This window comes from Mesorhizobium sp. B1-1-1 (genome assembly GCF_006442955.1).
GTDB lineage: Bacteria > Pseudomonadota > Alphaproteobacteria > Rhizobiales > Rhizobiaceae > Mesorhizobium.
Map to the genome: position 1 here is coordinate 159,150 of NZ_VFWW01000009.1, position 12,819 is coordinate 171,968.

Annotated in this window: 9 protein-coding genes and 1 pseudogene; 8 read left to right on the forward strand and 2 right to left on the reverse strand. The window is 62.0% G+C overall.

Going from position 1 to position 12,819, the window contains the following annotated elements; translation table 11 throughout:
* The first annotated feature begins 15 nt into the window (after window positions 1–15).
* The 4 genes from FJ986_RS19970 to FJ986_RS19985 all read left to right on the forward strand — a co-directional run bounded on the left by FJ986_RS19970 (window position 16) and on the right by FJ986_RS19985 (window position 6,524).
* Window positions 16–1,137: a universal stress protein gene (locus tag FJ986_RS19970; RefSeq protein ID WP_224656362.1), complete on the forward strand. Its 1,122-nt coding sequence runs from the start codon at window positions 16–18 to the stop codon at window positions 1,135–1,137.
* An 11-nt stretch (window positions 1,138–1,148) separates the two neighbouring features.
* Complete coding sequence (locus FJ986_RS19975) at window positions 1,149–2,762, forward strand: MBL fold metallo-hydrolase (RefSeq protein WP_140555415.1); 1,614 nt, start codon at window positions 1,149–1,151, stop codon at window positions 2,760–2,762.
* Between the two features lie 121 nt (window positions 2,763–2,883).
* On the forward strand, window positions 2,884–5,361 hold the full coding sequence (locus tag FJ986_RS19980; protein WP_140522954.1) for a phosphoketolase family protein: 2,478 nt from the start codon (window positions 2,884–2,886) through the stop codon (window positions 5,359–5,361).
* Window positions 5,358–6,524, forward strand: a complete 1,167-nt coding sequence (locus tag FJ986_RS19985; RefSeq protein ID WP_140522952.1) for an acetate/propionate family kinase — start codon at window positions 5,358–5,360, stop codon at window positions 6,522–6,524. Before FJ986_RS19980 ends, FJ986_RS19985 begins: the two co-directional genes overlap by 4 nt.
* A gap of 33 nt (window positions 6,525–6,557) precedes the next feature.
* Here FJ986_RS19985 and FJ986_RS19990 read toward each other — a convergent pair whose 3' ends face one another.
* On the reverse strand, window positions 6,558–7,073 hold the full coding sequence (locus tag FJ986_RS19990; RefSeq protein ID WP_140522950.1) for a GNAT family N-acetyltransferase: 516 nt from the start codon (window positions 7,071–7,073) through the stop codon (window positions 6,558–6,560).
* Window positions 7,074–7,124: 51 nt separating this feature from the next.
* Window positions 7,125–7,763 (reverse strand): helix-turn-helix domain-containing protein, encoded by a 639-nt coding sequence (locus FJ986_RS19995; RefSeq protein WP_140522947.1) that lies wholly within the window; start codon window positions 7,761–7,763, stop codon window positions 7,125–7,127.
* Window positions 7,764–7,995: 232 nt separating this feature from the next.
* Between FJ986_RS19995 and FJ986_RS20000 the strand changes: the two genes are divergently transcribed.
* From FJ986_RS20000 to FJ986_RS20010, 4 genes and pseudogenes are all read left to right on the forward strand, one after another.
* A complete protein-coding gene (locus FJ986_RS20000; protein WP_140522945.1) occupies window positions 7,996–10,563 on the forward strand; it encodes a cation-translocating P-type ATPase in 2,568 nt (855 codons plus the stop codon).
* A gap of 474 nt (window positions 10,564–11,037) precedes the next feature.
* Complete coding sequence (locus tag FJ986_RS31110; protein WP_263483449.1) at window positions 11,038–11,172, forward strand: hypothetical protein; 135 nt, start codon at window positions 11,038–11,040, stop codon at window positions 11,170–11,172.
* 18 nt (window positions 11,173–11,190) lie between these two features.
* On the forward strand, window positions 11,191–12,315 hold the full coding sequence (locus FJ986_RS20005; RefSeq protein ID WP_224680307.1) for a cation diffusion facilitator family transporter: 1,125 nt from the start codon (window positions 11,191–11,193) through the stop codon (window positions 12,313–12,315).
* A gap of 53 nt (window positions 12,316–12,368) precedes the next feature.
* Window positions 12,369–12,527: pseudogene (locus FJ986_RS20010) on the forward strand (MFS transporter); the annotation flags it as partial.
* Between the last annotated feature and the right edge of the window lie 292 nt (window positions 12,528–12,819).

The following is a 12,819-nucleotide window of genomic DNA, read 5'->3' on the forward strand; positions in this document are numbered from 1 at the left end:
TCCGGAAGCCCCGAAATGACATGGATCGCGGTGACCGCCGGTGCCATCGTTGCGTCGTCTTCCGCTTGGGCATTGACGTCTGACAAGAGACAACATTCGCTCCAAAATAGCGACAGGTTTTCGCCCATGCAATTGAGCCAGCGCAGCGACGGCGGGCGACACGATGTCGGCGTGGGCGCCGACGCGGATCTCGTCCAGTGGTCACGCATTTGCGGTGGATCAAAGCCGGGCTCGCCCACCGCGACTACCAATACCACGCAAGTTGGCCATCCGGGCCGGCATCAATGGAGGCGAAAACCGATGAAGCTAATGGCAGTTCTTTGTCTGGCGACGTATCCGGACGCAAATGCTGGGGCAGTGGCCGTAAACGCTGTTGCCGTCGCCAAGCAGATCGGAGCGGCGCTTCATGCCGTCGCCATCAATGTCGATATTCCCGACGTTTCAAATGCGCTCTCAACCTACCTCCTCGACCTCCCCTACAAGATAGCGGAAGCTGAGGCGACAAGCCGCAAGCACGGCAAAGCTCTGCTTGAGGCGGTTGCCAATGAGGCCTCATCAGGTGCGGTGATCCTGTCCGCCCAGGAGATCGCAGCGCCACTGGCCCTGATGGGAGATGTTGCCGCAGAGCACTCCCGCTATTTCGACACCTGCCTTGTCGGCTGGGCGCCCGCCAACCAGACGGCACGGACGCTGGCCGAGGCGACAGTCTTCGGCTCCGGTAGGCCGACCGTTCTTCTTCCCGATTCCACGAAGGTGGAACCCTTTGAACATGTCGTTATCGCCTGGGATGGCAGCCGAGTGGCCGCAAGGGCTGTTGCAGACGCGCGGGCGTTTCTCGAACGTGCCTCAATGGTTACGGTTGTGACCGTCACCGACGAGAAGCCGCTTCCGGGGCAAGGCATTGGCGAGCGCCTTGCTTCGGGCTTGAGGGCGCGTGGTCTGATGGCCGAGGCGGTCTCGATCCAGGCACAGGACCGTTCGGTCGCGACTGCACTGCAGGAGCATGCCCTCAAAATCGGCGGCAAGCTTCTGGTCATGGGCGGATATGGCCATTCTCGTGTCAGGGATTTCGTGCTCGGTGGCGCTACGGACGGGGTGCTTGCCGATCTGCGCCTGCCTGTCCTGCTCTCCCACTAGGGCGTGGCGACATGCAAGGCGCTCGCGGCACGGATCCTATCCTGCGCTTTCACGGCGCGGCCCACGGCGTCACCGGCTCATGCTACGAGATCGAAACCTCCCGCTGGCGGGTTCTCGTCGATTGCGGCCTTTTCCAGGGATCGAAGTCGGAACGGGAACTTAATTATGGCCAGTTTCCGTTCCCGCCGGAGACGATCGACGCTGTCATCCTGACGCATGCGCATATCGACCATAGTGGGCTGTTGGCGAAGCTGGTCAAGCAGGGCTTTTCCGGTCCCATCCATTCGACCCGCGCCACCATCGATCTCTGCTCAGTGATGCTGCCCGACGCGGCGCATATCCAGGAAATGGAAGTCGAACAGCTGAACAGACGCAACGCGCGGCGCGGTCGGCCGCTGGTCGAGCCGATCTACACTCTTTCAGATGCGGCCGCCTGCATGACCTTGTTCCGGGCCCTGGAATATGGCGAATGGACAACCGTCGCCGAAGGCCTTCGGGCCCGCTTCTGGAACGCTGGTCACCTGCTCGGCTCTGCCTCGGTCGAACTTGAGATCGATCTGGATCACCAGAAGAGACCCATGCGCATTCTGTTTTCAGGCGATATCGGGCCTGGACACAAGTTGCTGCAGACCGGCCCGGAAGGTCCGGCTGGGGTCGACTACCTGATCTGCGAATCGACCTATGGCGACCGCGAGCGCCCGGATGTATCGCCCGAGCAGCGGCGATCGCAGCTGGGTGACATCGTGCGTGGCGCCGCCGAGACCGGCGGACCTCTCATCATTCCGTCCTTCGCCGTGGAGCGAACGCAGGAACTGCTGGTCGATCTCCATCTGCTCATGCGGACCGGTGCCGTGCCCTCCGCGCCGGTCTTTGTCGACTCGCCGCTGGCGACACGCGCCAGCGCGATTTTTGAGCGGCATGCCGACGAGATCGAACAGGGTGACGCGCTACGGCAGGCCCTCAACTCGAAGGAGTTACGCTTTACCGAGACGGTGGAACAGAGCAAGGCGATCAATCGCCTGACCGGCTTCTTCGTGGTGATCGCTGCCAGCGGCATGTGCGACGCGGGCCGGATCCGCCATCACCTCAAGGCCAATCTCTGGCGCCGGAATGCCACGGTGATGATCGCCGGCTACCAGGCCCAGGGCTCTCTAGGCAGGATCCTGCTCGACGGCGCTCGGCGCGTGCGCATCCAGGGCGAGGAGGTCGAGGTCAAGGCGCATGTCAGCCTGTTCGACCTCTATTCCGGTCATGCCGACGCAGCCGAACTGGTTGCGTGGGTCGCGTCCAGAGGTCCGGTAAGGCAGGCGGTGTTCCTCACCCATGGCGAGGAGGAAGGGCTGCGTGGCTTCAGCGAGCGGCTGCAATCGATTATGCCTGACGGCAGGATCATCACGCCGCGGCTGGATGATGCCTTCCAATTGACGTTCAGTGGCAGTCTGCCGGTCGAACTCAACCAGCCCCGCCGTCTGAGACCAGAAAGCGTTGCCCGCCTCGACTGGCACAACGACCTTTCCAGACTTCTCCTCGACATCAACGAAGCGGTCGGCGCTGCGGCCGACGAGCGGGGACGTGCGGCGGTCATCAGGCGCATGCGCCGCGCGCTCGACGGCAATGATGCTTAAATCCTGCGAAGAGATGCACTGAAACGCCGACGCGTTTGTGTTCCTTCGCTGCAGCTCGACGAAACACAGGCGCAAGTCGAAATCGCAAGACTCAAGACTGTCGCCAACAACGGAGCCAGACATGACCGAGCACACGACAAATCCAGCCTCCAGTGGTGTCCTGTCCAACCGCGAGGCGTACGACATCCATGCCTATTGGCGTGCCGCCAACTATCTCACGATCGGCCAGATCTACCTGCTCGACAATCCACTGCTGCGCGAACCGTTGCGGCTGGAGCACGTCAAGCCACGCCTGCTCGGCCATTGGGGAACGTCGCCGGGGCTGAGTTTCATCTACGCCCACCTCAATCGCATGATCAGGCTCAGTGACGCGAATGTGATCTATGTCTGCGGACCTGGTCACGGCGGACCGGCAATGGTGGCGAACAGCTATCTTGAGGGCAGCTACAGTGAGCTCAATCCCGACATATCGATGGATGAGCAGGGGATGCGCAAACTTTTCCGCCAGTTCTCCTTTCCGGGCGGCATACCGAGCCACGCGGCGCCCGACGTGCCGGGCTCGATCCATGAGGGCGGCGAACTGGGCTACGCGCTTTCTCATGCCTATGGCGCGGCCTTCGACAATCCCGATCTCGTGGTCGCCTGCGTCGTCGGCGACGGAGAGGCCGAGACCGGGCCGATGGCCACCGCATGGCATTCCAACAAGTTTCTGAATCCTGAGCGCGATGGAGCGGTTCTGCCGATCCTGCATCTGAACGGCTACAAAATCGCCAATCCGACCATTCTGGCCCGTATCCCAGAAGACGAATTGCGCTCGCTGTTCGTCGGCTATGGCTATGAACCGCTGTTCGTCGAGGGGCACGAGCCGGCGCTGATGCATGAGCGCATGGCGAGCGTGCTCGACGATGCGTTCGACCGGATCCGTGCGATCCAGCAGACCGCGCGGAGCGGTTCCGCAACAGGGACTTCGCGACCAAGATGGCCGATGATCGTGCTGCGCAGCCCCAAAGGCTGGACCGGACCGAAGGAGGTCGATGGACTGAAGACCGAGAGCTTCTGGCGCTCGCACCAGGTTCCCTTGTCGGGCCTTGCGGAAAACCCGGCGCATCTCAAGCTGCTCGAGGACTGGCTGAGAAGCTACCGGCCCGAAGAACTGTTCGATGCAGCCGGCGCCCCTATTGAAGCGATCCGCGCTTCCGCCCCTGAGGGCACATGGCGCATGGGTGCCAACCCGCATGCCAATGGCGGCCTGCTGCGCAAGTCCCTCGTCCTGCCCCTAGTGCACGACCACGCGGTTGCGATCGAACGACCGGGCGCGGTGAAGACCGAATCGACACGGGCGATGGGCAAGTTCCTGCGCGCCGTCATGGAGCTGAACGAGGCGGCGCAGAACTTCCGCATCGTCGGTCCCGATGAGACGGCCTCGAACCGGCTTCAGGACGTGTTCGAGGTCACCGAGCGCGCCTGGATGGAAACGATCCTGCCCGAAGACGTTCATCTTGGCCGCGACGGCAGGGTCCTGGAGATTCTCTCGGAACACACATGCCAGGGTTGGCTCGAAGGCTACCTGCTCACCGGGCGGCACGGCTTGTTTTCCTGCTACGAGGCGTTCATTCACATTGTCGATTCCATGTTCAATCAGCATGCCAAATGGCTGGATGCCTGCCGCGACATTCCGTGGCGTCGGCCGGTGGCGTCGCTGAACTATCTGCTGTCGAGCCATGTCTGGCACCAGGAGCACAATGGCTTCAGCCATCAGGATCCAGGCTTCATCGATGTCGCTCTCAACAAGAAAGCCGATATTGTGCGGGTCTACCTGCCGCCGGATGCCAACACCTTGCTGTGCGTGACCGATCACGTGCTGCAGACATGGAACCGCATCAACGTGATCGTCGCCGGCAAGCCGCCATCGTGGCAGTGGCTTTCAATGGACAAGGCCATCGTTCATTGCGGGACGGGTATCGGCATCTGGGACTGGGCTTCGACCGACAATGGCGAGGATCCTGACGTCGTGATGGCTTGCGCCGGCGACGTCCCGACGCTCGAAACGCTGGCGGCCGTGCAGATCCTCAGGTATGCCATTCCCGAACTCAAGATCAGGGTGGTGAATGTCGTCGACCTGATGACCCTGCAACCCAAGGAGCATCACCCCCATGGGTTGTCGGACCGTGAATTCGACGCCCTGTTTACCTCGGAAAAGCCGGTGATCTTCGCCTATCACGGCTATCCCTGGACCATCCATCGCCTGACTTACCGGCGCACCAATCACGACAACATCCATGTGCGCGGCTACAATGAGGAAGGCACGACGACAACGCCATTCGACATGACGGTGCTCAATGGCCTGGATCGATACCATCTCGTCCAGAGCGTCCTTGAGCGGCTGCCAAAGGGCAAGGGCGCCAATATCGGGCAGGTGCAGGAGATGGAAGGCAAACTGATTGAGCATCGGGCCTATATCCGTGCTCATGGTCAGGATATGCCGGAGATCCTTGGCTGGAAATGGGAGCAGGGCATGGATGCGGCGCCAGACTTGCCCAATAAGCCGACGAGCGGGTTTCGGCGCACCACCGGGCCGAGAATGCGGACGGCTTCATGAGTGATGCGTTCCTTGTCCTGAACAGCGGGTCATCGAGCTTGAAATTCGCGGTGTTCGAGGCAAGCGCCGAGCTTTCCGAGCTGCTGCGCGGCAGTATTTCGTCGCTCGCACGGCATCCGCGCCTGCACGTCGCGGCCGCGGCCGGATCCCCCGAGATCGACATCAGCCTGGGCGAAAAATCGATCGATGTTGCCAAAGCCTTCTCAACGGTCGCTGCGCTGCTCGCCGATCGCAACCTTCTTGGCCGCATCAACAGGGTCGGGCATAGGATCGTCCATGGCGGGCGCGACTTCACCCAAGCGACGCTGCTCGACACGGACGCGCTCGAGGCACTACAGCTGCTGGAGCCGCTGGCGCCCATCCATCAAAGGATCAATCTCGAGATCGTTGCCCGGGCTGCAGAGCTCCTCCCGCGGGCGCGTCAGGTCGGATGCTTCGACACTGCGTTTCATGCGAGCCGGCCAGCACTTGTCAAGATCTACGGGCTGCCGCGCGCGATGACCGAGGCGGGCATCGTTTCCTATGGTTTTCACGGCCTGTCCTACAGCCATATCGCTGCGAAGCTGCGCGAGCGCTACGGTGCGGCCGCCGGCGGTCGGGTGATCGTCGCCCATCTCGGCAGCGGCGCCAGCCTCTGCGCGATGAAGGCTGGACGCAGTGTCGCCACGACGATGGGGTTCTCGACGCTTGACGGCCTCGTCATGAGCACCCGCTGCGGCGTGCTGGACCCGGGCGTCATCCTGTATTTGCTGCAGGAGAGGAGGCTGTCGAGCGAAGACCTGGCCAGCCTTCTCTACGAACGTTCGGGCCTGCTGGGCGTCTCCGGCATTTCTGGAGACATGCAGGTTCTGCTGGGCGCAAAAGAGCCTTCGGCCGTTCAAGCCGTCGACCTATTTGTTTATCGTGTCGGACGTGAAATCGGCTCGCTTGCCGCCGCGCTTGGCGGGCTCGACACGCTGGTGTTCACCGCTGGCATCGGCGAACACGCGCCACTGATCCGGCACAGGATCTGCGAAGCAGCTGCGTGGCTTGGCGTCGAGCTCGATGAGCATTTGAACCAGAAAGGTGCGGAGAGTGTCAGCGCGCCAAATTCGCGCGTCGACATTCTCGTCATTCCGGCCGGTGAGGAACAGGCCGTTGCCCGCGAGACGCTGGCATTCTGAGCGGTCTGTCTGCCGCTGGAACCGCGTGCCCAGCTACTTCGGCAACTTGGCCCCTCGCTTGCGTTGCACCAGCACGAGGGTTGCGTCATCCGGATCCGTCGTGACGGTGAAGCCCATCTCGCGCTCAAGCTCGATTGCCGCACGGTTTTCCCGGTGTTCGATCGACTCGATGGTTTCGAGACCGAGCTCATCCGCGTAGCGCGCAATGTGGGCGAGCAATTCCCAGCTGACGCCCAGTTGCTTGCGGTCATCGCGAATGCAGACAGCGACCTCGCCACGCCGGTCGGCCGGATCGCTGGCCAGTGTCGCCACCGCGATCAGCATTCCGTCTGGTGCGAATGCAAGAAAATTATGGATGTGCGCATCATCGGACCGCGTCATTGCCACCAGCCGTTCGTGCGAAACTTCCCGCACGGCGCCGAGAAAGCGGAAGCGCAGATCTTCAGGGGTCACATGGGTGAAAAACTCAGCCAGTGCCGGCTCGTCCTCGGGGCGCGCGCCGCGCACTTGGAAACAGAATCCCGTGTGGGTGGTGAGCGTCTTGTTCATCGTCTCAAATCCTTGGGTGTTGTCTGGCGTCGTCGCAGCGGCGAGGGTGGGTTATTCACCCATGTCCAAAAGCACGTCCTGCTTGAGGATTTCGATGCTGCGCAAACCGAGCAGGCGAATGACGCCTTTGTCCTTCAGTCGGGTGAAGACCCGCGACACCGTCTCGATGGTGAGGCCGAGATAGTCGCCAATATCCAGTCGCGACATCGGCAAGTCGACCTGGCGCAAGCCGCCCTGCCGTTCCGTCATGTCGACTAGGAACGCTGCGACCCGTTCGATGGCGTTCTGGCGGCCAAGGACCAGCAGATGTTCCTGAGCTCTGATCAAGCCCTTGAGCGCAAGCGGCAGCAACTGGCGGGACATGTCCGCGGCCGCAGCGATCCGGACAACGCGGATACCGGTCGCGTTGATGGCCTCGGCGAAGAAATGATGGGTGGCCTCGGCCTCGAAGCCGAAAGTCTCTCCGGCCATGTGGAAGGCGCTGATCTGCCGGCGGCCGTCGGCGAGCAGCCGGTAGACACGCACCGCGCCGAATTCGACCTGGTAAAGGGGTCCTGCCTTTTCGCCTTGGGCGTAGATCTCCGTGCCAGCCGGGAAGAAGCTGACCGGTTGCGCCATAGCCCCATCGAGGAGAGCGAAAGGGCTCGGCTGCGTTGGCAGTTCAATCTTGGCGATCTGTTGAGCGTACATGGCTGTGTTCCCGGTTGATCCGTAACACAGCAATCGCGCGAATCCGCAGATCGCGAAATTCGGTTATGTCCCTAAGGGAAACCACCTAATCCGTTCAGGCTGGCCCGTTGCATCGGCGAATGGCCATCCAGAACCGGGTGTCCGTTCGGCATTTGAACGATAGCCTTTGCGGTAGGTCAAGGCCCGCTCTATTCACCTGATTAAAGATGTTGGGAACGAGGGAAACACCCAAATGTCCCAATCCACCCGACCCACTATCGCTTTGTCTGGTCTCAGCGAGGTCGAGGCACAAGCCAGGCTCGCCCTCGATGGTTTCAACGAACTGCCCAGATCGAACCGGCGGACGCCGCTGCGGATTGCCTTCGAAGTCGTGCGCGAACCGATGCTGGCCCTTCTGTTGGGCGGAGGTGCCGTTTACCTGCTGCTTGGGGATCTGCATGAGGCGTTGATCCTGGCTGCTTTTGCCACCTTGTCGGTGGGGATAACCATCGTACAGGAAGCGCGGACAGAACGCGTTCTGGAGGCGTTGCGCGACCTGACAAGCCCGCGTGCCCTGGTGATACGCGACGGTGAACGTAGGCGCATTGCAGGGCGCGAGGTCGTGCGCGGCGATCTGGTGGTGCTGGGCGAGGGCGATCGGGTGCCGGCCGACGTCTTGCTGATCCAAAGCCTGGATCTCCAGACCGATGAATCGCTGCTGACCGGTGAGTCGGTTCCGGTGCGCAAGTTTGCAGCCAAGGATGGCGACCCGCCAGCCGAACGCCGCCCAGGCGGCGACGACCTGCCTTTCGCATTTTCCGGATCACTCGTGGTGCGCGGTTCGGGCATTGGCGAAGTTCTGGCAACCGGGCCGCTGAGCCAAATCGGTGCGATCGGCCAATCGCTCAGCATTATGGAGACCGAAGCACCCCGCTTGCAGCGACAGACGAAACGTCTTGTCGGCATCTTCGCACTGGTCGGTGGTGCGGTCAGCGTTCTGGCGGTCGTGCTTTATGGCGTTTTGCGGGGCGGGTGGCTCGACGCGGTCCTTGCTGGCATCGCGCTGGGCATGTCGATGCTGCCCGAGGAATTCCCGATGGTGTTGACCATCTTCATGGCCATGGGCGCCTGGCGCATCTCGCAGGCGCGCGTGCTCACCCGTCGTGCGGCGGCGATCGAAACGCTTGGCTCGGCGACAGTTCTCTGCACCGACAAGACCGGAACGTTGACCGAAAACCGCATGACAATCGCGGAGCTGAGAACGCCTGACGGCAAACGGTTCCGGTTACCGGACAACATGAATGCCGGGATGCCGGCGGCCTTTGGCGAGCTGGTCGAGCTTGGTGTGCTCGCCAGCGCCGAAATTCCTTTTGATCCGATGGAAAAGGCATTTCACACCCTTTCGCAGGAGCGATCACCCAGTCGCAAGGATCTGGACAGTGTTGATCGGAAACTTGTCCGCGCCTATGGGTTGCGTCCCGAGCTGCTGGCCATGTCGAATGCTTGGCGATCACCGGCTGACGGCAGCGACTGTCTGGTCGCCGCCAAGGGCTCGCCGGAGGCCATAGCGGCACTCTGTCGTCTGAGCGCGGAGCGCTTCGCTTCGATCAAGGCTTCCGTGGACGCCATGGCGACCGAAGGACTGCGCGTCCTCGGGGTGGCCCGAGCCAGTCATTGTGCTGGTGAACTGCCAGAAAGGCAGACAGGCTTCGATTTCGAGTTCATGGGCCTCGTCGGGCTGGCTGACCCCCTCCGCCCGGAGGTTCCGGATGCCGTGAACAACTGCCGGTCCGCTGGAATCAGAGTGGTCATGATCACGGGGGATTATCCGGCGACCGCCAGAGCAATAGCCAGTCAGGCTGGGCTCGATTTCAACGACGTCGTGACCGGTGAAACGCTCAAGACAATGGACGATGCGGCACTTTGCGCGCGCGTCAAGACCGCCACAGTGTTCGCGCGGATCACGCCCGAGCAGAAACTGGCGATCGTCAGAGCGTTGAAGGCCAATGGCGAGATCGTCGGCATGACAGGAGACGGCGTCAACGACGCCCCCTCGCTGAAAGCGGCCAACATCGGCATTGCCATGGGAGGTCGCGGCACCGACGTCGCGCGCGAGGCTTCATCCATTGTCCTTCTCGACGACGACTTCGGGTCGATCGTCAAAGCCATACGGCTGGGCCGCCGCATCTACGACAATTTGCGCAAGGCCATGGGCTTCATTCTTGCCGTGCATGTGCCGATCGCTGGGCTGGCCCTTCTTCCTCTGCTGTTTGGCCTGCCCATTCTGTTCGGACCGATGCACATAGCCTTTCTGGAAATGGTGATCGATCCGGTGTGTTCCTTGGTCTTTGAAGCCGAGACCGAGGAAGATGACGTCATGAATCGCCCTCCACGAGATCCGCAAGCATCGCTCTTTTCGCGCTCGCTCATAGCCTGGAGCGTTGTGCAGGGCCTGCTGGCGTTCGCACTTGTCGCAAGCATCTTCCTTTTTGCCTTCCACTGGGGAATGCCGGAGAACGAAATTCGCGCCTTGACGTTTTTTTCGCTGGTCCTCTCGATCGTCGGCCTGATCTTCGTCAACCGTACGTTCGGCGACTCGCTGCTGATTGCGTTGTTCCGGCCCAATCGATCGCTTGCTCTTGTCGTCGTGGTGGTTGCTGCAGCGCTGGGCGGGACACTTCTCTGGCCATTCGCCAGTGGTCTCTTCCAGTTCGGACCGCTGCACCTTGACGACCTCTCGATGACGCTGGCGGCAGGAGCCGCAGTGCTGGTCTGCCTTGAGTTCCTGAAGCATTTCTGGAGAGGGTGGTTAAAAGCCTGACCGCGCCATTGGTGCTGACCCTGCGGGTTTCACCAAGCCGCGCTAACCTTGCCTACGAGATGGTTGGGTACAAATCCGCCGGTTTAGGAGGCGTTTTGACGCCGCCGCCGTCACCTTGTCTTGGCCGTTCTGGCCTCGGGTTCGCAAGATGCCGTAGAGCGTTTGCAGGATCCGTTCGACCTCCGTGTGGCTCACCCAGGTTTCCGGATGCTCGGCGGCTACGCCCTCGCCCCCGGCGTTCTCCTGGTTGCGCTGGCAATCACCGCGTTACGCGCGCGCCATGCGATCGCGGTGGCCGGCGTTCTGATCGGAGGAGCGTCGTCCATCGGCTTGATGTCGGCGGTCAACTTCACAATCGGCTCCGACTTTAGGTGGCCACTCTTCGCCCGCGACTGGTCTGGGCCGTCAGCCTCATCGTCTATGGGCTCGAAAGCTCCCGCAACGACAATCGCTGACAAATAAGGAACCCACCCCATGAACACCAACAACGTGCACCGCATGTTCGATCCCCCGACCGGGTCCGAACCAGAACCGAAGGCCGAGGCAGGCGGATTTTGGACTTCGAAGGCCGGTCTGGTCACGATCGCTTTCCTGCTGATCGCCGCTTAGCGGAGCGTGATCTCCGATATGCTCGATAGCCTTATGTCGGAACGGCAAGGCTGCGGTCGACACGAATGGCAGCAACTGGCGAAATGGCGGGTGGACAACAGTGGACGACATTTGTTGGGAGAGGGGTTTCGACGGACCTTCACCTACGGCCTTGGCCGGGTCGAGGATCTGGCCGGCATCATCATCGTCCTGATTATCCTCTTCAGTGCCATCGTCGCCGGCTATGAGGCGATCGACAGGTTGATCCATCCCCAAGCCATCAGCTTCCTCGGCTGGGTTGCCGCCGCCGGCCTGGTCGGTTTCCTGGGCAATGAGGCTGTCGCGGTATTCCGCATCCGCGTCGGCCGCGAGATAAACAGCGCGGCCCTGATCGCCGACGGCTATCACGCCCGCACCGATGGCTTCACCAGCCTTGCGGTGGTGCTTGGCGCGGCCGGCGTCTGGCTAGGCTTCCCGCTCGCGGACCCGATCATCGGCCTTTTGATCACTGTGGCTATCCTCGCCATCGTCTGGCAGTCCTCAAAGGCGGTGCTGACACGCATGCTGGATGGCGTCGAGCCGGGCATCGTCGAGGAAATCCATCATGCGGCTGAACATGTGGGGGGCATCCAACGGGTCGCCCAGGTGCGGGCGCGCTGGATAGGCCACAGGCTGCACGCCGATATCGCCATCAAGGTGGCCGAGACAGCGAGCGCAAAGGATGTGGTCGGCATCGCGGAGGCTTTGAGAGGGGAGCTGTTCGACCACCTGCCGGCGCTCTCGGAGGCGAACATCCGTCTGGAAGGCGAAGTCGGATCCGTGGCGGGCGGTTCGGCCCACGCCGATCATGCGCCGGAGCCTTTCAAGGTCGTCAGCGACCTGGCAACGGGAACGCTCGAAATCGTCGATACGCCCGCTGGCGAGCGCTTCCGTCTCACCATCGACAGCCATGCCGACGATCTAGGGGCGACCGTGATCATCGACCGGTCCGAAGATCCCGAGACGCTTTCGCTCGGGCCTGTCGCCGGCAATCACCACCGTCGTGAAAGCAGCGTCGCCCCCGCCGAGCCGCACGAGTTCGAGGCGAGGCTGATCCTGACCTCAAAGGGCAAGCAACAGGTCCTGCCGTTCAAGATGGTTGAGCCGGAAGGCCACAAACACTGATCCTACTACTGGCGTGGCACCTTACGCCGCCCAAGCATCCCGAGAAGATAATCATGCTGGAAGTTCTCGCCGATCGCACCTATCGGCATCTGTTCATGGCGCAGGTCATCGCGCTCATCGGCACCGGCCTCGCCACTGTCGCGCTCGGGCTTCTCGCCTATGATCTTGCCGGCGCAGATGCGGGCGCGGTGCTCGGCACTGCGCTCGCCATCGACTGCTCCCACAAACTGCGCGGCCAGCTCGGCGCCTTCCGGAGCCATTGTCACCGGCAGCGGAGCTTCGGCCGCGCAAAAAGCCTATCAACCGGGCGAGGTCGATACCTACCCTGGCAATGGGCTCGATCGGACCGTCAATGTCCACGTTCAAGCGAATGGATTTGTAGCTCATCCGCCGGCGCCCCGTTCGCGTTTCCAGGAGCAACCTAACGTGCGACGCGGCTTGCCTTGACGGCGATCAAGCGATGCGCATGACGATGAATTTTAGAGGTACTGGGATCTCAGCGAG